We start from the raw sequence: 19,832 nt of genomic DNA, 5'->3' as shown, positions 1-19,832 counted from the left end.
GACGGAGCGGGTGTGAGAGGAACGGGAGACATTCGGTGGGCTTTCTCGACGCGATCCTGGGGCGCCGTAAACCGGTCAAGCCGGATCTGGACCAGCTCTTCGCGGTTCCCTCGGCGGCCGTCACCCTGGCGGCGGGCGGCGGGTTCACGCCGACGGGCGCGGGCTCGGTCTGCTTCGCCAGCGTGGAGGGCGGCGCGTTCGCCCGGCTGCGGGACGAGGTGCACGAGCTGCTCGACGCCGACCTCGACCCGGGCGGCGGGGGCGGCCATCCGGTGGAGTTCTCCCGGGACGACTACGGCTACAGCTGGCTGCTCGCCCGCCATCCCGCGGCGGAGCTGACCGCGCTGGTCAACGACCTGCACGCGGTCAACACGCTGCTGCGGGACGGCGGCTTCGGTCCCCAACTGCTGTGCTCGCTGGTCGGGTTCCGGGACGCCGAGGGCCGTTCGCTGGCGCTGGTCTACCTCTACAAGCGCGGCACCTTCTACCCGTTCGCGCCGCTGCCCGGCGCGAAGGAGCGCCGGGACAACGGGCTGGAGCTGCGGGTGCGCGCCCTGCTCGCCGACGATCTGCGGGTGGAGGAGGAGCTCGGCCGCTGGTTCCCGGTCTGGGGCGCGCCCGGGTTGTGAGCGGGAGGGGCCCGGCCGTCGTCGCGTGGCCGGGCCGCCGTCCGCGCGTCAGGCGGTGTGCAGGGTGAGCCCGTAGGCGTTGAGGATCTCGTTGAGCGGCTGGTACCAGGTCTCGCCGCCGCTGGAGCAGTTGCCCCAGCCGCCGGAGGTGACGCCCTGGGCCTGGTCACCGCTGATGTAGGAGCCGCCGGAGTCGCCGCCCTCGGCGCAGACGCTGGTCTTGGTCATCTGGCGCACCTGGGTGCCGTCGCTGTAGTTGACCGTCTCGTTCTTGGCCATCACCGAGCCGCAGTGCCAGCCGGTGGTGGAGCCGGAGCGGCAGATGGAGGCGCCGATCGGGGCCTCGTTCGAGCCGCGCACCAGCTGGTCGGAGGTGGCGCCCCAGCCGAGCACGACGGGCTCGGTCCACCAGCCGCTGCCGACGCTCACCCAGGCGTAGTCGTTGCCGGGGAACGAGGAGCCCTGGAAGGTGCCGATGTGGGTGCGGTCCCAGCCGGAGACGGCCTGGCCCTGCGGCCCGCAGTGGCCCGCGGTGACGAAGCCGCCGTGCACCGAGAAGCCGATGGAACAGCGCACGTTGCCGGTGTAGTACGGGTCGCCGCCCACGGTGCCGGCGGCGAAGGTGGACGGGGCCTCGGGGATGCTGCCGACCGTGACGGGACCGGCCTCCTCGGCGGCGGCGACGAACTCCGCCACCCCGGCGGAGGACTCCTGGCCCTCGACGAGGTCGATGACCACGCTGTTGACGCGCGGGTCGACCCGCCAGCTCGCGACGCCGGCGGGCGCGCCCACCTCGTCGGCCAGCGCGTCGACGGAGGCGAGGGTGGCGTCGAGCGCGGCCTGGCCGTGCTCGACCAGGGTGGTCTCGGCGCCCGTCGCCTCGACCCGGGAGACCCGGGTGTCGTCGGTGACCGCGACGACCAGGTCGCCGCTGGCCGGGTCGAACCAGCTGCCGCCGAAGGTGGAGCCGGCAGCCTGCCGGGCGTCCGGCTCGGTCGCGATGGCCGCCTCCTCGGCGGCGAGCCGCTCGACGGCCTCGGCCTCGGTGAGGCCGAAGTCGCTCTGGAGGGCGGTGAGCAGGGCCTCGGAGGCGACGGGTTCCGAGGAGGAAGAGGACGAGGCCGAGGCACTGGCCGCGGCCGTGCCGGCGAGGGTGCCCGCGACCAGCAACGCGGACATGCCAAGACGGATGCCGGAGTTACGTCTCATGTGTGGGGTACTCCTTTGATGCTCTACCTGTGAGGGGGTGGAACAGCAAAGGGCGGGAGCGCTCTCACCTCTGCGGGAGAGAGCGTACGGTCACGGCATGTACATGTCTAGACCAAGGGAGGAACGGGCATCGGCGCCGCCCGAACGGTCACCGGGCGGGCGTCCGGGCGGTCGCGGGCGGGCGTCGAGGCCGTAGTCGAGAACGTCGCCGAAGCGGTCAACTCCCCTCGCGCCACCCGCTGGTGATGGGCAGCCTGCGGTCCTTTCCGAAACCCTTCGGCGAGATCTTGGTCCCCGGCGGATACTGCCGCCGCTTGTACTCCGCCCGGTCCACCAGCCGCAGCACCTCGGTCACCAGCTCGGGGGCGAAGCCCTCCGCCACGATCGCCGACCAGCCCTGGTCCCGGTCCACATACCGCTCCAGCACCGCGTCCAGCGTGTCGTAGTCGGGCAGCGAGTCCGTGTCCACCTGCCCCGGGCGCAGTTCGGCGCTCGGCGGCTTGGCGATCGAGTTCTCCGGGATCGGCGGGGTCTCGCCGCGGGCCGCCGCCGCCTCGTTCCGCCAGCGCGCCAGCCGGTAGACGCCCGTCTTGTACAGGTCCTTGATCGGCCCGTAGGCGCCGACCGAGTCGCCGTAGAGCGTGGAGTAACCGACCGCCAGCTCGCTCTTGTTGCCGGGAGCCAGCACGATGTGGCCCTCCTGGTTGGAGAGCGCCATCAGCAGCGTGCCACGCAGCCGGGACTGGAGGTTCTCCTCGGCCAGCCCGGTCAGCCCCACCTGCTCCTGGTAGGCGTCGAACATCCCGCCGATCGGGATCGTCCGCAGGTCGAGACCGGTCCTGCGCGCCAACTCCCTGGCGTCCTCCACCGAGTGCTCCGAGGAGTAACGCGAGGGCATCGCCACCCCGAAGACCCGCTCCGGACCCAGCGCGTCACAGGCGATCGCCGCGCAGAGCGCCGAGTCGATGCCGCCGGAGAGCCCGAGCAGCACCGAGCGGAAACCGTTCTTCTCCGTGTACGCCCGCACCCCGGTGACCAGGGCCCCGTACATCTCCTCCGCGTCGTCCAGCCGCCGCGCCTCGCCGCCGGTGAACTCCGGCGCGTACGGGGCCGACGGTTCCGCCGACAGCGTCAGACGGTCGACCCTCAGCCCGTCGTCGACCGTGCCGCCCGGCGGCTCGGCGGCGGCGGCCGGCAGCTCGACGTCCAGCAGCAGGCACTCCTCCTCGAACTGCGGCCCCCGCGCCAGCACCGTGCCGTCCCGGTCCACCACCAGCGAGTCCCCGTCGAAGACCAGCTCGTCCTGGCCGCCGACCATCGCCAGATACGCCAGCGCGCACCCCGCCTCGCCCGCCCGCCTGCGGACCAGCTCCAGCCGGGTGTCGTCCTTGGCCACCTCGTACGGCGAGGCGTTGATCGCCAGCAGCAACCCCGCGCCCGCCGCCCTGGCCGCCGGGACCCGCCCGCCGTCCTGCCACAGGTCCTCGCAGATCGCCAGCGCCACGTCCACACCGCGCACCCGCACCACGGGCAGCGTGTCGCCCGGCACGAAGTACCGGTACTCGTCGAACACCCCGTAGTTCGGCAGATGGTGCTTGGCGAAGGTCAGCGCCACCCGGCCGCCGTGCAGCACCGCCGCGGCGTTCCGCGGCGCGCCCGCCGGGCGGCCGAGGTGCGCCCGCGCCTGGTCGGTGCGGTCCAGGTAGCCGACGACCACCGGCACCTCGCCGAGGCCCTCCGCCGCCAGCCGCTCGGCCAGCGCGCCCAGCGCGTCGCGGCTGGCGCCGGCGAACGAGGCGCGCAGCGCCAGGTCCTCCACCGGGTAGCCGGTGAGCATCATCTCGGGGAACGCCACCAGATGGGCGCCGCGCTCCACGCTGTGCCGGGTCCAGCGCAGCACCGCTTCCGCGTTGCCGGTCAGGTCGCCGACGGTCGCGTCGACCTGGTTCAGGGCGAGTCGTAGCTGAGGCATGGTCGCGAGTGTAATCGTCCAACTGACGCGATGGGTGGGGGCGACCCGTCGCGTTCCGGCCGTTGTGGCTGCCCGTGGTTCCTGTGTCACCAGTGGTGATGGCCGCGCGGGCGCCTCGATCCGGCCAGCGCGCCCCAGCATGGCCGATTGCCGCCCCGACAGGCAGGGCAGAGCTTGGTAGGCGCGGCGACCAACGGAGCAGACGGGAGGCGGCCCATGCCTCAGAACGTGCGGTTCTTCCTGCCGTTCGAGAGCCGGACCAGCCCCTCCGCGGGGCGTGCGCGGGCACACCATCTCGACTGGGTGCGCGCCCACGAGCTGGTCGCCGAGGGCCCCGCGCTCGGGGCGTACGCCGACTGGCGCCTCACCGACCTGGCGGCCTACGCCTATCCGGAAGCCGTCGGCAAGGACCTGGATCTGGTCACCGACGCCGTCGGGCTCGGCTTCCCGCTGGACGACCAGTTCGACGGCGAGTTGGGCCGCCGCCCGGGAAGCGTCGCCCGGCTGACCACGGCGCTGGCCGCCGTCACCTACCGCCCGCCCGGCGCGCCCCCGACGCTCGACCTCCCGCTGACCCGCGCCTACGCCGACATGTGGCGGCGCGCGGTCGACGGCATGTCACCGGCCTGGCGGGAGCGCGCCGCCCGGAACCTCACCCGCTTCTTCCGCTCCTACGTGCGCGAGGCGCACAACCGCCTCTCGCCCGCGCCCCTCGACGAGCACTCCTATCTCGCGCTGCGCCGCGAGGCCGTCGGCACCGGCCCCTGCTTCGACCTGATCGAACGCGCCGGGCACTTCGAGGTGCCCGCCCGCGCCTACTGGAGCGCCGAGACCCAGATCCTCACGCGCTGCGCCGGTGACGTCATCTTCCTCTGCAACGACGTGCACTCCCTGGAGCGCGAGGAGGACCAGGGCGACCCGCACAACCTGGTGCTCATCCGCCGCCGCGCCCAGGGCTGTTCGCGCGAGTCCGCCGTCCGCCAGGTGGTGGAGCTGGTGCGCGGGCGCGTCGAGCTCTTCCAGCGGGTCGCCGCCCGGCTGCCGGCGCTCGCCGAGCGGCTCTCCCTCGACGCGGCCGGCCGGGAGGCCACCGAGCGCTATGTCGCCGGGCTGCGCTGCTGGATGGCGGGCAACCAGCGCTGGGCCGTGACCTCCGCCCGGTACGCCGGGGGCGCCGGGGGCCGGGACGTGGTGGGCGACCTCACCACCCCGGGGCGCCAGTCCGGCCCGCTCAGCGGCTCCGGCGCCCGCCCGTCCGCTCCACGCCGTCCGTCGGGTCCTCCGCCCGGCTCCACCGTCGCCGCAGTGTCGACCAGAACGAGGACCGCTCCGCCGTAGCGCTCTCCTCCGCGTCCGCGCCGACCCGCGGCGCCGGACGCGGGCGCCCCCGCGCCGACCTGCGGCCGGGCGCCGGCGGCACCAGCGAGACCCGCTCGGTCCGCGTCCGCGGCGTGAACTCGACGGGCAGCGCCACCAGATGGCGCGACCATGTCGACGCCGACCAGTCCAGCTCGTCAGGCTCCAACGTCAACCGCAGGTCGGGCAGCCGGGAGAGCAGCACCTCGATCCCGGTCACCGTGATCGCCCGGCCGATGTCCTGGCCCGGGCACTCGTGCGGGCCACTGGTGAACGACAGATGGGAGCGGTTGCCGTGCATCGGCGCGCCGGGCGCCGGCCGGATCGCCGGATCGGCGTTGGCCGCCGCCAGCCCCAGAAGTAAGATGTCCCCCTTGCGGATGTTCTGTCCGCCCAACTCCACGTCGTCGCTGGCGAACCCGCCCGGGCAGACGGAGATCGGCGGCTCGTCCCACAGCACCTGCTCCACCGCCGCCGGCAGCGTCATCCGGCCGCCGTGCAGGGAGCCGCGGAAGCGCGGGTGGGTGAAGACCACCCGGAGCGTGTTGACGATCAGGTTGGTCGTCGTCTCGTTCGCCGCGACCAGCACCAGCCGCAGATGGTGCAGCACCTCCTCGTCCGTCAGCTCAGCCGGGTGCGCGATCAGCCAGGACGCCAGGTCGTGCCCCGGCGTCGCGTGCTTGGTGGCCACCAGGTCGGTCAGCGCCTGCTGGATGTAGCGGTCGGCCGAGACCGCCTTCTCCGTGCCGATCAGCAGTTGCCGGCTCGCCTCCACCAGCCGGGGCCCCTCCTCCTCCGGCAGCCCCAGCACCACGGTCAGCACCAGCATCGGCAACTGCTGCGCGTACTGCGCCAGGATCTCCGCGCGCCCCTCGGCGGCGAACCGGTCGATCAGCTGGTGCCCGTAGAGCTGCACGTAGCGCCGCAGGCCGCGCCGGTCGAAGCGCTCCAGCGACTCGTTGACCGCGCCGCGCAGCCGCTGGTGGGTGCCGCCGTCCTGGTGGGTGCAGTCCGGGCCCCAGCGCAGCACGGGAGCGATGGGGGAGTCGGTGCCGATCTCGCCGCGCTGCCAGGGCGACCAGGCGCGGCCGTCCCTGCGGAAGCGCCGCGGGTTCCGGGTCACCTGGAGGATCTCGTTGTACCCGAGCACCAGCCAGGCGGGCACGTCGCCCTCCAGCAGCACCGGGGCCACCGCGCCGTGCTCGTTGCGCAGCCGCTCGTAGAGGCCCATCGGGTCGGCGGAGGCGCCGGGGCCGTAGAGCCGCTGCACCCCGTCGGGGCCGCCGGCGGCGTGCGCCGGGCAGCCGGGCGGTGCCGCGCCCAACGAGCCGAGCGCGTGGGAGGGTTCGGATGGGGTGGTCACGGTGCCTCCGAGGGGGACGGGGATGCGGTGACGGCCGGGGAGGGCGGATCGCCCTCGGTCGCTCGGGCGTACAGGTGGCGCAGCAGGGTCAGCAGCACCTCGCGGCTGGAGTCGAAGCCCCGCGCGTCGCAGGTGACCACCGGCACCCTGGCCGGCAGGTCGAGGGCGGCCCGCAGCTCGGGCACGGGGTGCAGCGGGGCGTCGGGGAAGGTGTTGACCGCCACCACGAACGGGACCCCGCACTCCTCCAGCCGGTCCATCGCCTGGAAGCTGTCCTCCAGCCGGCGGGTGTCCACCAGCACCACGGCGCCCAGCGCGCCCTCGATCACGCCGTTCCACAGGAACCAGAACCGCTGCTGGCCCGGGGTGCCGAAGAGATAGAGCACCAGCCGTTCGTCGAGGGTGATCCGGCCGAAGTCCATCGCCACGGTCGTCTCGGTCTTGCGCTCGACGCCCGCCAGGTCGTCGACGCCCGCGCCGGCCTGGGTCATGGTCTCCTCGGTGGTCAACGGCCGGATCTCGCTGACCGAGCCGACCATCGTGGTCTTACCCACCCCGAACCCGCCGACCACCACCACCTTGACGGACTGCTCGGCCGAGCTGGGCAGCAGGTCCTCCTCGCGGGGACCCCCGGCGTACGCGGCGTGCCGCCCGGCGGTGTCAGAGTCGTTGTAGGCCATCGATCAGTGCCCTCAGAGTGTCGAGATCGGGATCGGCGGCGGCCTGACGCTGCTCCACCCTGGTCTGCCTGACCTCCACCTGGGAGCTGTCCAGCAGGTCCGTGAGCAGCACGGTCGCCGCGCTGAACGGGAGCCCGAGATAGGCCGAGATCTCCGCGACCGAGATCGGGTAGCGGCACATCCGCAGCAGCGCGGTGTGCTCGGGGGACTGTCCGGAGTGCGGGTCGGCCCTGGCCACCACCAGCGTGACCAGGTCGAGCGCCATCGCGTCGGCCGACTCGCTGCGGCCCCCGGTGACCACATAGAGCGGAACGGGCTGGTCGTCGTCCGGCTTCCGGCGCGCCGGCTCGTCCTCGGCCTCCTCGGGCACGGTCACGGCACGGCCCGTTCCGGCGTCCGGGAACCGGTGGACAGATGCTCGCCGATGCGCAGCACCAGGTCCCGCATCCGCTGGCTGATCAGCCCCGGGTCCACCTCGGCGTCCGCGGTCACCGCGAGATAGGAGCGCTCGCCGGCCGACATCAGGTAGAAGAACCCGCCGGTCAGCTCCAGCAGCACCATCTTCACGTCGCCCTCGTCGCCCGGGAGCTCTGACGCGATGGACTGGGCCAGGCTCTTGATGCCGGAGGCGGCCGCCGCCAACCGGTCGCCGCTGTCCCGCTCGTCGCCGTGCTGTGCCATGCACAGCCCGTCAGCCGACAGCACCACGATGTGCCGGATACACGGGACGGAGGCGGCCAGGTCCCTGAGCATCCAGTCCATGTCCTTGAACCGACGCTGTGTCACGTGCTTCTCACCTTGTTTCCGAGTTTGTCCGAGGGGTCTGTGCGGGGGCTCGCGGGGTGGGTCGCGCGGGGCGCGCGCGGCCCGCTCAGGGGCCTGGGCGCCTGGCCTCGCCGGATCCCCCGCCGGGCGGCGGCTCCTCGGGCTCCGACCTGATCCCGGCGAAGAAGGCGTCCACCCACAGGCCCGACTCGCGGCGCTCGGGCACCGCCCGCCGCGCGGCCGCCGGCTCGGCCGCGGCGCGGGGCGCCGGCGGTTGCGCCCCGGCGGCCGTACGCCGCCTGCGGCGCTGCGGCAGGCCGTTGGCGTTGCGCTCGTACGCGGGTGTCTCCTCGTCCAGCTCGCCGATCGGCAGGTGCCACTGCGGCGTGGGGCGGATCGCCGGCACCGGGTACTTGGGCGGCGGCACGGCCGTCAGCAGGTCGTCGGGGAGGAAGACGACGGCCCGCACGCCCTCGCAGGTGGAGGGGCGCAGCGAGATCTTGACGCCGTGGTGGCTGGCGAGGATGCCCGCCACCCGCAGCCCGATCCTGGCCGTCTCGCCCAGGTCCTCCAGGTCGAGGCCGTCCACACCCTGCTGCAGCAGGAACTCCGCGCGCCTCCGCGACTCCTCCGTCAGCCCGGCGCCCTTGTCCTCGATGGAGACCTCGACGCCGGAGGCGACCTCCTCGGTGTTCATCACCACGGTGCTGCTGGGCGGGGAGTAGCGGGTCGCGTTGTCCAGCAGCTCGCCCATGATCATGATCAGCGGCTCGACGGCGTGGCCGACCACCGCCGTCTCGATGACCCGGTGCTGCTCGACCCGCAGGTACTCGTTGATCGGGCCCGAGCCGGCGCGCATCACGTCGTGCAGCGAGATGGGCCTGGCCCAGCGCCGCACCGGGGCGCCGCCGCCGACCACGGCGAGGCTGGTGGCGAAGCGGCCGGTGACGTTGATGCGGTGCTCCAGGTGCATCAGGTCGCTCAGCACCTCGGGGGTGCCGTGCCGGAACTGCATCTTGGCGATGTCGTCCTGGAGGCGGTGGATCTCGGACTGGATGCGGTGCGCGATGTTGACGATCGCGCGCTTCGCCGAGTCGCGCTGCAACTCCTTCTCGCGCAGCACGTCGAGGATGCCGAAGGCCATGCCCTCGAAGGCGGCGACGAGTTGGGGGTCGGAGGCGGTCTCCTCGGGGAGCGAGGGGATGACGTCGTCCTCCAGGTCGCCGTTCTTCATCCGGTCGAGGGCGACGGGCAGCAGGTCGTAGGCCATCAGGTCGGCGTCCGCGACCTGGCGGTGGACGCGCTCGCGCAGCAGCCGGACGACCCGCCCGCGCCGCGCCGTCTCGCCCGCCGTCAGCAGCACGGCGAGCGTGGCCAGGCCGCCGCACCAGACCACGGCGAGGCGGGCGTCGGCGGGCACCAGGAACACGGCCCCCAGCGCGCCGAGCGCCACCAGGGCGGGCGGAACGAACCACCGTCCGCTCGGCAGGACCGGTCGGCTGGTTCGCTCTAATGAACCGACGTGCACCATGGGCTTCCTCACTGGCTTGCGGCGGACGGGGGGCGTGTGACGGACGGGTGTCCGACGCGTTGACGACTGTGGACGGCGGGGTCTTGGGCGGTCGGTCGGTCCCTGGTCGGGCCGGTCTGGTCGGTCCGGTGGTCTGCTGCGGTCCTGACGGCGGGTCGGCACGGGACGGTGGCCCATGCCCCTGACATGAGCGGCCGCGACTGGGTGTAGCCGCGACAACTCGCTATGTGACACAGGAGAGTAGAGGGCCGCCGGCGGGTGCCGCAGGCACTTGCGGAAAGCTCCCCCGAACGAGGGGCCCACCGCCGGTTTCGCCTCGGCTCCGGCGGGCCAGAGCTCCCGGTGACCTGCGGGTTCGCCGATTCCGGCGCGCTGCTGGCGTTCCGTGAAGCCATGGCCAACGACTGACCGCCTCCCGGCCGCGCCCGGTGCCCCACAATGGAGCCAACGACTCCGGGGGCGTCCGGTCGCCGAACGGCAACGCGTCCGAAATCCTGTGATGGGATGCTCGGGAGTCGCGTCGCCGAGCGGCCGGGGACCAGAGCCGTCTGACCAGCGAGGATTGGGTGGAGATGGAGAAGCAGCAGGAGTTCGTGCTCCGGACGCTGGAGGAGCGGGACATCCGGTTCGTGCGGCTGTGGTTCACCGACGTGTTGGGCTTCCTGAAGTCCGTCGCCGTCGCCCCCGCCGAGCTTGAGCAGGCGTTCGAGGAGGGCATCGGCTTCGACGGCTCGGCCATCGAGGGCTTCGCCCGGGTGCACGAGTCGGACATGATCGCCAAGCCCTCGCCCGGCACCTTCCAGATCCTGCCCTGGCGGGCCGAGTCCCCCGGCACCGCGCGGATGTTCTGCGACATCCTGATGCCGGACGGCTCCCCCTCGTACGCCGACCCCCGCTACGTGCTCAAGCGGGCCCTGGCCAAGAGCTCCGACCTCGGCTTCACCTTCTACACCCACCCCGAGATCGAGTTCTTCCTGCTCAACGAGAAGCCCGTCGACGGCAGCCGCCCCACGCCCGCCGACTCCTCCGGCTACTTCGACCACACCCCGCAGAACGTGGGCATGGACTTCCGCCGCCAGGCCATCACCATGCTGGAGTCGATGGGGATCTCCGTCGAGTTCTCCCACCACGAGGGCGCCCCCGGCCAGCAGGAGATCGACCTGCGGTACGCGGACGCGCTCTCCACGGCGGACAACATCATGACGTTCCGGCTGGTGATGAAGCAGGTCGCGCTGGAGCAGGGCGTGCAGGCCACCTTCATGCCCAAGCCGTTCTCCGAGTACCCGGGCTCGGGGATGCACACCCACCTCTCGCTCTTCGAGGGGGACCGCAACGCCTTCCACGAGACCGGCGCCGAGTACCAGCTCTCCAAGGTCGGCCGCTCGTTCATCGCCGGGCTGCTGCGGCACGCCGGCGAGATCTCGGCCATCACCAACCAGTGGGTCAACTCCTACAAGCGCATCTGGGGCGGCGCCGAGCGGCCCGCCGGCGCCGGGGGAGAGGCGCCCTCGTACATCTGCTGGGGACACAACAACCGCTCGGCGCTGATCCGGGTCCCGATGTACAAGCCGGGCAAGACCGTCTCCACCCGGGTCGAGGTCCGCTCGCTGGACTCCGGCGCCAACCCCTATCTCGCGTACGCGGTGCTGCTGGCCGCCGGGCTCAAGGGGGTCGAGGAGGGGTACGAACTGCCCCCGGGCGCCGAGGACGACGTGTGGGCGCTGACCGACCGGGAGCGCAGCGCGCTGGGCATCGAGCCGCTGCCGCAGAACCTGGGGGAAGCCATTCAGCTGATGCAGCGCAGCGAACTGGTCGCGGAGACCCTCGGCGAACACGTCTTTGATTTCTTTCTCCGCAACAAGCGTCAGGAGTGGGAGGAGTACCGCTCCGAGGTGACCGCCTTCGAGTTGCGCAAGAACCTGCCCGTTCTCTAAAGGGTCGCTCTCCGGGCGGATGGTGGTGAAGGGGGGCGCGCGCGGAGCGTCGTGCGCTCCCGGGTGATCCGGTGCCCCTCATACGAGGGATGTAAGAAGGGCTCTCGGACCTCAAGACTGTGTGCTCCCCAGCGCACCTCCGAGAGGACCCCCACGTGCCCGCCCACCCGCTCGCCCGGCAGCTCGCCCGGCATCTGCGCGGCGCCGTCTTCGACCCCGGCGACGCGCGCGGCGCCGCCGCGGAACCGGCCGCCCCGCCCGCCCCGTTCAACGGGGTCGCCCGGCACGAGCCGGAGCTGACCGTCGCCGCCGCGGACCGGGACGACGTGCGCACCGCCGTCGCCCACGCCGCCGAACGGGGCCTGCCGGTCGCCGTCCGCGCGACGGGGCACGGCATCACCCGCCCCGCCGACGGCGGGCTGCTGGTCAGCACCCACCGGATGACCCGGGTCACCGTCGACCCCGAGCGCCGCACCGCGACGGTCGGCGCCGGCGTGCGGTGGGAGCAGGTGATCAGGGCCGCCTGGGCACACGGCCTCGCCCCGCTCAACGGTTCCTCCCCGCAGGTCGGCGTCGTCGGCTACACCCTCGGCGGCGGCCTCGGGCCGCTGGCCAGACGGTTCGGCTACGCCGCCGACCTGGTCACCCGGCTGGAGGTGGTCACCGCCGACGGCGACCTGCGGCGGGTCTGCCCGCGCGGCGAGCCCGACCTCTACTGGGGGCTGCGCGGCAGCAAGGACAACCTGGGCGTGGTCACCGAGATGGAGTTCGGCCTCGTGCCGGTCGACCGGTTCTACGGCGGCGGGATCTTCTTCCCCGGATGGGCGGCGGCGGAGGTCACCCACACCTGGAGGGAGTGGACGGCCACCCTGCCCGAGACCATGACCACCTCGCTGGCGCTGGTGCGCTTCCCCGACACGCCCCCGTTCCCCGAACCGCTGCGCGGCGCCCACGTGCTGCACCTGCGGGTCGCGCACACCGGCCCCGTCGCCGAGGGCGAGGCACTGCTCGCCCCGCTGCGCGCCGTCACCGCCCCGCTGCTGGACACCGTCACCGAACGCCCGTACCTGGAGATCGCCCGGGTCCACGACGACCCCGTCGAGCCGCTGGACCACCACGCCCACTCCGTGATGCTGCGCGGCCTCGACGCCGCCGCCGTCGACCAGGTGCTCACCCTGGTGGGGCCCGAGGTCTCCCAGTGCCCCGCCTACATGCTGGAGCTCCGCCACCTCGGCGGCGCCGCGGGCCGCTCCCCGGAGGCGCCCAGCGCGGTGGGGAACCGGGACGCCGTCTTCAGCCTGATGATCATCTCGCCGCCCGAGTCCACCGGCTCCTACGCGGACGCCCTGATGAAGCGCATGGTCCCCTGGTCGACCGGCCGCTCCTACGTCAACTTCCTCACCGGCCCGCTCGCGGTCGCCGCCGCCCCCGCCGTCCACGACCCGGCCGACGTTCCCCGGCTGGCCGCGCTGAAGCGGCGGTTCGACCCGGACAACATGTTCCGCTTCAACCACAACGTGACCCCCTCCGGGGCACGCGGCGTCTGAGCGCCCCGCCTGCCGGGGCATGGTTACGCTCTACCCCTACAGGACCGGCCGCGTCCGGAGAAGCGGCGGCCGGTCGCCAGGTCAGGGACCGAGAGGGGACGACCACGGTGCCGGTGGGAGGGCGACGGGACAGCCGTTTCGGACAGTTGCTGCGCAGGGGGTTCACCGACCCGTCCGCCGCCGGCGCGCTGCTGGACACCCCGGCGCTGCGCCCCGTCGCGCAGCAGCCGACCCTGCTGGACGCGCTCGGCGCGGTCGCCGACCCGGACCAGGCGCTGCGCGCCCTCGGCCGGCTCGTCGAGGCGCAGCCGGAGTCCGAACGGGCCAGGCTGCTGGACACCCTGCTGGCCGCCAAGCCGCTGCGCGACCGGCTGCTGGCCGTGCTCGGCGCCTCCGAGGGCCTCGCCGACGAGCTGGTCCGCCACCCCGCGACCTGGCAGGCGCTCGTCGCGTTCGACACCAGCGACCTCCACCCCGGTACCGAGGAGTTCACGGCCGCGCTCGCCGACGCCCACGACCGGGACGCGCTGCGCGTCCACTACCACCGGGCGCTGCTCACCATCGCCGCCCGCGACCTCACCGGCAGCAGCGACCTCGCCCAGACCGCGGCCGAACTCGCCGACCTCGCCACCGCCACGCTCCGCGCCGCCCTGCGGATCGCCGAGGCCGGCGCGCCCGACGACGCGGCCCGGTGCCGGCTGGCCGTCGTCGGCATGGGCAAGTGCGGGGGGCAGGAGCTGAACTACGTCTCCGACGTCGACGTCATCTTCGTCGCGGAGCCGGTCGAGGGCGTCCCCGAGGAGACGGCGCTGCGCGCCGCGACCCGGCTGGCCGCCGCCATGATGCGGATCTGCTCCGAGCGCACCGCCGAGGGCACCATCTGGCCCGTCGACGCCAACCTCCGCCCCGAGGGCCGCAACGGCCCGCTGGTCCGCACCCTCAGCAGCCATCTCGCCTACTACCAGCGCTGGGCCAAGACCTGGGAGTTCCAGGCGCTGCTCAAGGCCAGGCCCATCGCCGGCGACGTCCCCCTCGGCGAGGAGTACCGGGCGGCCGTCGCGCCCCTGGTGTGGCGCGCCGCCGAACGGGAGAACTTCGTGCCCGACGTGCAGCGGATGCGCCGCCGCGTCGAACGTTCCGTCCCCGCCGCGCAGCTGGACCGCGAGCTGAAGCTCGGCCCCGGGGGGCTGCGGGACGTCGAGTTCGCCGTCCAGCTGCTCCAGCTGGTGCACGGCAGGACGGACCCCGAGCTGCGGCGCGCGCCGACCCTCGACGCGCTGGCCGCGCTCGCCGACGGCGGGTACGTCGGCCGCGCCGACGCCGCCGAGCTGGACCGCTCCTACCGCTTTCTGCGCACCGTCGAGCACCGCATACAGCTCCACCGGCTGCGCCGCACCCATCTGATGCCGACCGAGGAGTCCGAGCTGCGCCGGCTCGGCCGCTCGCTCGGCTTCACCGTCGACCCGGTCCGCGAGCTGACCGCGGCCTGGCGCCGCCACACCTCGGGGGTGCGCCGGCTGCACGAGAAGCTCTTCTACCGGCCGCTGCTGGACGCGGTCGCCCGGCTGGAGGCGGGCCAGGTCAGGCTGGGCGAGGGCGCGGCGAAGGAGCGCCTGGAGGCGCTTGGCTACACCGACCCGGCCGCCGCGCTGCGCCATCTGACCGCGCTGGCCTCGGGCGTCAGCCGCAAGGCGGCGATCCAACGCACGCTGCTGCCCGTGCTGTTGGACAGGTTCGCCGACTCGGCCGACCCGGACGCGGGGCTGCTCGGCTTCCGCAAGGTCTCCGACGCGCTGGGCACCACCCCCTGGTATCTGCGGCTGCTGCGCGACGAGGGCGCCGCCGCCGAGAACCTGGCCCGGGTGCTGTCCGCCGGCCGGCTCGCCCCCGACCTGCTGCTGCGCGCCCCCGAGGCGGTGGCGCTGCTCGGGGACCCCGCCGGGCTGCGCCCGCGCGGCCGGGCCGCCCTCACCCAGGAGACGCGCGCCGCCGTCGGCCGCGCCGGCGGCCCGGAGGCCGCGGCGACGGCGGCGCGGGGCGTGCGCCGGCGTGAGCTGTTCCGCACGGCGGCCGCCGACATCATCGGCGCCTACGCCCCCGAGGACAGCCCGGACGCCACCACCGACCAGGGGGCGGCCCTGGACCTGGTCGGCAGCGCGCTCACCGACATCAACGCGGCCACCCTCGTCGGCGCGCTGGAGGCCGCCCGCGCGGCCAGGGGCGGGGAGCCGCTGACCCGGCTCGCGGTCATCGCGATGGGGCGCTTCGGCGGGCGGGAGCTGAGCTACGGCTCGGACGCGGACGTGGTGCTGGTCCACGAGCCGCTGCCGGGCGCTGACGAGTCGGCCGCGGCTGACCAGGCCAGGGCGTGGGCCAACGAGATGATCCGGCTGCTCCAACTGCCCAGTGTCGACCCGCCGCTGCCGGTCGACACCGACCTGCGGCCCGAGGGGCGCAACGGGCCGCTGGTCCGTTCGCTCGCCAGCTACGCGGCGTACTACCGCCGCTGGTCGTTGGTGTGGGAGAGCCAGGCGCTGCTGCGCGCCGAGCCGGTCGCCGGGGACGAGGAGGTGGGGCGGCGCTTCGTCGAGCTGATCGACCCGCTGCGCTACCCGGCCGAGGGGCTGCCGGAACGGTCGGTGCTGGAGATCCGCAAGCTGAAGGCGCGGATGGAGGCCGAGCGGCTGCCGCGCGGCGCCGACCCGACCACCCACACCAAGCTGGGCCGGGGCGGCCTGTCCGACATCGAGTGGACCGTCCAGCTCCTCCAGTTGCGCCACGGCGCCGAGCTTCCCGCGCTGCGCACCACCGGCACCCGCCCGGCGCTGGCGGCGGCGGCGGCGGCCGGGCTGCTGACCGAGGAGGACGCGGCGGTGCTCGACGAGGCGTGGGTGCTGGCCTCCCGGGTGCGGAACGCGGTGATGCTGGTGCGCGGCCGGCCGTTGGACAGCTTCCCCACCGACACCCGGGAGACGGCGGCCGTGGCGCGTTACCTGGGGTACGAACCGGGCACCGCCGGCATGATGCTGGACGACTACCGACGCGTGACCCGGCGGGCGCGCGGCGTGGTGGAGCGGGTCTTCTACGAGGGCTGACCCGGGGGCGGCCCGGCGTCGGCCGGGGGGCCCTTCGAGGACGTGGACGCGGTGGAGGCCGTGGACGTGCCGCCGGAGACCGCCGTCGCCGAGGTGGGGGGCGGCGCGGTGGCGGGCGCGGAGCCGGCCGGCTCCGCCTTGCCGAGCCGGACGGCCGTCGCCGTCGACGGGCTCGAGGGGCCCGCCACCTCGCGGGGCAGCCGGTAGCAGACCCTGCCGTACCAGAGGTGGGCGACCAGGAAGCCCACGGCGAGGCAGATCATCCCGCCGACCGCGTCCAGCCAGAAGTGGTTGGCGGTGGCCACGATCACCAGCAGCGTGACCGCCGGGTAGAGGGCGCCGAGGATCTTGGCCCACAGCGGCTTGGCCAGCACGGCTATCGTCAGCCCGCACCACAGGGACCAGCCGATGTGCATCGAGGGCATGGCCGCGTACTGGTTGGAGACCGAGGCCATCGCGCTGTCCTCGGTGGACAGCGAACCCCAGGTGTGGTGGACGCGGGCCGTGTCGATGAAGTCCATGCCCTCCATCAGCCTCGGCGGCGCCAGCGGGAAGAAGTAGTAGCCGACGAGGGCGACGCCGGTGGTGACGAAGAGCACCAGCCGCGTCGGCCCGTACCGCCCGGGGTGGCTGCGGAAGAGCCAGACCAGCACGCCGATGGTGACCACGAAGTGCAGCGTCGCGTAGTAGTAGTTCATCGACACGACCAGCCAGGTCACGCCCTCGACGCCGTGGTTGACCGAGCGCTCGAAGGCCAGGCCCATCTTGTCCTGGAGGTCCCAGATCCAGCGGGCGTGCCGCTGCGCGTCCTCCACACGGGCGGGCGCGGCGTTGCGGATCGCGGAGTAGACCGCGTAGCTGACGGCGATCAGCAGCAGCTCGAACCAGAGCTTCGGACGGCTCGGGAGACGCAGGCGGGCGAAGGGTCTGTGGGGGGCCGGCGCGGTGGTGTCTTGTCGGTCGGTCACGGACACGGCCGCTTCCACTCGTTCCTCACTCGGACTGACGCTGGTTGCCCCCATGGGCGACTAGTCTGCCAGAGCGCTGGCGTCCGCCCGATCATCCTCCGGTCTGGTCTTCGGCCCGGTGCGCCTCCGTCGTTCGGGGGATGGCGCCCCCGAGGGGCACCCCGGGAGAACCCGGAGGGGCTGGTGGGAAGGGGCGCGCGCGGGGCGCTCAGCCGCGCGCGGGGGCGGCGGCCGTGGAGCCGCGCACCACCAGCTCCGGCAGGAAGACGAACTCGCTCGGCGGCGCCGGCGTGCCGCCCAGCTCCTCCAGCAGCGCCCGCACGGCGGCCTGTCCCATCGCCGGCACCGGCTGGCGGATGGTGGTCAACGGCGGGTCGGTGAAGGCGATCAGCGGCGAGTCGTCGAAGCCGATCACCGAGCAGTCCGCCGGGACGGCCAGGCCGCGCTGGCGGGCCGCGCGGATCGCGCCGAGCGCCATCATGTCGCTGGCGCAGATGACCGCCGTGCAGCCCCGGTCCAGCAGGGCGGAGGCCGCCGCCTGCCCGCCCTCCAGGGTGAAGAGCGAGTGCTCGATCAGCTCCTCGGCCCGCCCGGCGGCGATGCCCAGCTCGGCGGTCATCCCCTCGACGAAGCCGGTCATCTTCCGCTGGACCGGGACGAACCTGGTCGGCCCCAGCGCCAAGCCGATCTCCCGGTGGCCGAGCGAGGCCAGATGCGTCACCGCGAGCCGCATCGCCGCCCGGTCGTCCGGCGAGACGAAGGGGGCGCGCACGCTCGGCGCGTAGCCGTTGATCAGCACGAAGGGGACGCCGCTGGCGCGGAGCCGGTCGTAGCGCTCCATGTCGGCCGAGGTGTCGGCGTGCAGTCCGGAGACGAAGATGATCCCGGAGACCCCGCGCTCCACCAGCATCCCCGTCAGCTCGTCCTCGGTGGAGCCTCCCGGGGTCTGGGTGGCCAGCACCGGGGTGTACCCCTGACGGGTGAGCGCCTGGCAGATGACCTGCGCGAAGGCGGGGAAGATCGGGTTCTCCAGCTCGGGGGTGATCAGCCCGACGAGGCCCGCGCTGCGCTTGGCCAGCCGGGCGGGGCGTTCGTACCCGAGCAGGTCGAGAGCGGCAAGGACGGACTCGCGGGTGGCCGAGGCGACGCCCGGCTTGCCGTTCAACACCCGGCTGACGGTCGCCTCACTGACCCCCGCCTGGGCTGCGATGTCGGCTAGCCGCGCGGTCACAGTTCGCGACCCTACCCCCCGCCGCTGACAGCGCCTACTCGCGCCCCGGCGACCCCCGCCGTTCCGGCCGGAAAACGGCGGGGCGTTGCGGGAGCGCTCTCCGCCGCCCGGCGGTCGCGTGTGCGCTCCGTGGTGGGAAAAGACCTGTCCAGCGCACTTTTGCAGAAAGTTGCGGCAAGGTCTTTCCAAAGTCTTGCGCCACTGTTACGTTCCTGCTCGGCCCGGCGCCGCAGTGGCGCGGCGCATAGGGTGGTCATACCGCCCCATATCGGGCGAACGGTTGAAGGAGTTCACATGCGGCGCAGCATAGGGACCACGGCCGTGCTGGCAGCACTGGCTGTTGCGGCAACAGCTTGCGGCGGGGACGACGGCGGGGACGGCGGCGGGGGAGCGGACGGCGAGCTGTCCGGCACCGTCACCTACTGGGACACCTCCAACGAGACCGAGGCCGCGGTCTTCGAGGCCGTCGCCAAGGAGTTCGAGGACCTGCACCCGGGCGTCACCGTCGACTACGTCAACGTCGGCTTCGACGACGCGCAGAACCGCTTCAAGAACGCCGCCGGCGCCAACGAGGCCCCCGACGTGATGCGCACCGAGGTGGCCTGGGTCGCGGACTTCGCGAGCCTCGGCTACCTCTACCCGCTGGACGACACCGCCGCCCTGGAGGACCAGGAGGACTTCCTCGCCGAGCCCTGGGCGAGCACCCAGTACGACGGCCAGACCTACGCCGTTCCCCAGGTCACCGACACCCTCGCGCTCTTCTACAACAAGGCGCTGCTGGAGGAGGCCGGCGTCGAGGTGCCCGAGACCCTCGACCAGATCCGCGAGGACGCCGACGCCTTGGAGGAGACCGGCGCCACCCCGCTCTACGTGCGCGGCGACGACCCGTACTGGTTCCTGCCCTTCCTCTACGGCGAGGGCGGCGACCTGGTGGACGCCGGGGACCAGCGGGTCACCATCGACGACGAGGCCGGCGTGGCCGCCTTCGAGCAGATGAACGACCTGGTCGAGTCCGGTGTCGCGATCACCGACACCAGCGACGGCTGGGAGAACATGATGTCGGGCTTCGCCGACGGCTCCCTCGCCATGATGATCAACGGCCCCTGGGCCATCGCCGACGCGCGGAACGCCCTCGGCGACGACCTGGGCGTGGCCCCCGTCCCCGGCGGCGGCGCCCAGCAGGGCTCCCCGCTCGGCGGCTGGAACTACGGCGTCTACGCCGGCACCCCCGACGCCGACGCCTCCTTCGAGTTCGTCAAGTACATGAGCTCGGCCGAGACCCAGGCGCGCATCACCGAGGAGCTCAGCCTCCTGCCCACCCGCGAGTCCGTCTACGCGGAGCCGGCGGTCGAGGGCAACGAGATGGTGCAGTTCTTCAAGCCCGCCGTGGATGTCGCCCACGAGCGCCCCTGGATCCCGCAGGCGCAGTCGCTCTTCGACCCGCTGCGCACCTCCATCGAGGCCATGCTCACCGGCTCCGCCTCCCCGGAGCAGGCCGCGCGGGACACCGGCGACGCCTACCGTGACCTGCTCGAAGACTGGCAGTGAGCAC

At 73.3% G+C, this 19,832-nt stretch carries 15 protein-coding genes; 6 read left to right on the top strand and 9 right to left on the bottom strand.

What is annotated here, in order from left to right; all coding sequences use genetic code 11:
* Positions 1-35: 35 nt before the first annotated feature.
* Positions 36-629, top strand: coding sequence for a PspA-associated protein PspAB (gene pspAB / locus CRP51_RS01930; protein WP_097229141.1), 594 nt, complete (start codon positions 36-38; stop codon positions 627-629).
* A gap of 48 nt (positions 630-677) precedes the next feature.
* Here pspAB and CRP51_RS01925 read toward each other — a convergent pair whose 3' ends face one another.
* On the bottom strand, positions 678-1,838 hold the full coding sequence (locus tag CRP51_RS01925; protein WP_097229140.1) for a S1 family peptidase: 1,161 nt from the start codon (positions 1,836-1,838) through the stop codon (positions 678-680).
* A gap of 217 nt (positions 1,839-2,055) precedes the next feature.
* Complete coding sequence (locus CRP51_RS01920) at positions 2,056-3,810, bottom strand: NAD+ synthase (RefSeq protein WP_097229139.1); 1,755 nt, start codon at positions 3,808-3,810, stop codon at positions 2,056-2,058.
* A 216-nt stretch (positions 3,811-4,026) separates the two neighbouring features.
* Here CRP51_RS01920 and CRP51_RS01915 point away from each other — a divergent pair, with 216 nt between their 5' ends.
* Complete coding sequence (locus CRP51_RS01915) at positions 4,027-5,148, top strand: terpene synthase family protein (protein ID WP_097229138.1); 1,122 nt, start codon at positions 4,027-4,029, stop codon at positions 5,146-5,148.
* On the opposite strand, the gene CRP51_RS01910 is transcribed toward CRP51_RS01915, so the two are convergent.
* The 5 genes from CRP51_RS01910 to CRP51_RS01890 all read right to left on the bottom strand — a co-directional run bounded on the left by CRP51_RS01910 (position 5,042) and on the right by CRP51_RS01890 (position 9,505).
* A complete protein-coding gene (locus CRP51_RS01910; RefSeq protein ID WP_212615804.1) occupies positions 5,042-6,529 on the bottom strand; it encodes a cytochrome P450 in 1,488 nt (495 codons plus the stop codon). The two genes, CRP51_RS01915 and CRP51_RS01910, sit on opposite strands and share 107 nt — an antisense overlap.
* Positions 6,526-7,209 carry a GTP-binding protein gene (locus CRP51_RS01905; RefSeq protein WP_097229137.1) on the bottom strand — a complete coding sequence of 228 codons (684 nt, stop codon included), beginning with the start codon at positions 7,207-7,209 and terminating at the stop codon, positions 6,526-6,528. Before CRP51_RS01905 ends, CRP51_RS01910 begins: the two co-directional genes overlap by 4 nt.
* Positions 7,190-7,585 (bottom strand): DUF742 domain-containing protein, encoded by a 396-nt coding sequence (locus tag CRP51_RS01900; RefSeq protein WP_245880300.1) that lies wholly within the window; start codon positions 7,583-7,585, stop codon positions 7,190-7,192. The genes CRP51_RS01905 and CRP51_RS01900 overlap by 20 nt, the downstream gene beginning before the upstream one ends.
* Positions 7,582-7,971 carry a roadblock/LC7 domain-containing protein gene (locus tag CRP51_RS01895; RefSeq protein ID WP_097229136.1) on the bottom strand — a complete coding sequence of 130 codons (390 nt, stop codon included), beginning with the start codon at positions 7,969-7,971 and terminating at the stop codon, positions 7,582-7,584. The genes CRP51_RS01900 and CRP51_RS01895 overlap by 4 nt, the downstream gene beginning before the upstream one ends.
* 109 nt (positions 7,972-8,080) lie before the next feature.
* Positions 8,081-9,505 carry an ATP-binding protein gene (locus CRP51_RS01890; protein ID WP_141514526.1) on the bottom strand — a complete coding sequence of 475 codons (1,425 nt, stop codon included), beginning with the start codon at positions 9,503-9,505 and terminating at the stop codon, positions 8,081-8,083.
* Positions 9,506-10,077: 572 nt separating this feature from the next.
* Between CRP51_RS01890 and glnA2 the strand changes: the two genes are divergently transcribed.
* From glnA2 to CRP51_RS01875, 3 genes are all read left to right on the top strand, one after another.
* Positions 10,078-11,439, top strand: a complete 1,362-nt coding sequence (glnA2, locus tag CRP51_RS01885) for a gamma-glutamylpolyamine synthetase GlnA2 (RefSeq protein WP_097229134.1) — start codon at positions 10,078-10,080, stop codon at positions 11,437-11,439.
* A 155-nt stretch (positions 11,440-11,594) separates the two neighbouring features.
* The gene (locus CRP51_RS01880; RefSeq protein ID WP_097229133.1) at positions 11,595-12,986 is read left to right on the top strand and encodes an FAD-binding oxidoreductase; all 1,392 of its coding nucleotides are present in this window, start codon (positions 11,595-11,597) and stop codon (positions 12,984-12,986) included.
* A gap of 107 nt (positions 12,987-13,093) precedes the next feature.
* Entirely contained in the window at positions 13,094-16,081 is a 2,988-nt protein-coding gene (locus tag CRP51_RS01875; RefSeq protein ID WP_097229132.1) for a bifunctional [glutamine synthetase] adenylyltransferase/[glutamine synthetase]-adenylyl-L-tyrosine phosphorylase, read from the top strand.
* On the opposite strand, the gene CRP51_RS01870 is transcribed toward CRP51_RS01875, so the two are convergent.
* Both CRP51_RS01870 and CRP51_RS01865 read right to left on the bottom strand, forming a co-directional pair.
* Positions 16,069-17,049, bottom strand: coding sequence for a phosphatase PAP2 family protein (locus CRP51_RS01870; protein WP_439333104.1), 981 nt, complete (start codon positions 17,047-17,049; stop codon positions 16,069-16,071). The genes CRP51_RS01875 and CRP51_RS01870 overlap by 13 nt on opposite strands.
* 208 nt (positions 17,050-17,257) lie before the next feature.
* Positions 17,258-18,280: a LacI family DNA-binding transcriptional regulator gene (locus CRP51_RS01865; protein ID WP_097229130.1), complete on the bottom strand. Its 1,023-nt coding sequence runs from the start codon at positions 18,278-18,280 to the stop codon at positions 17,258-17,260.
* 294 nt (positions 18,281-18,574) lie between these two features.
* Here CRP51_RS01865 and CRP51_RS01860 point away from each other — a divergent pair, with 294 nt between their 5' ends.
* Positions 18,575-19,828: an extracellular solute-binding protein gene (locus CRP51_RS01860; protein WP_097229129.1), complete on the top strand. Its 1,254-nt coding sequence runs from the start codon at positions 18,575-18,577 to the stop codon at positions 19,826-19,828.
* Positions 19,829-19,832: the final 4 nt, after the last annotated feature.

Source organism: Streptomyces zhaozhouensis, from assembly GCF_900230195.1.
In the GTDB taxonomy this organism is placed as follows: Bacteria; Actinomycetota; Actinomycetes; order Streptomycetales; family Streptomycetaceae; genus Streptomyces; species Streptomyces zhaozhouensis.
This window is presented reverse-complemented; position numbering and strand designations above follow the sequence as displayed.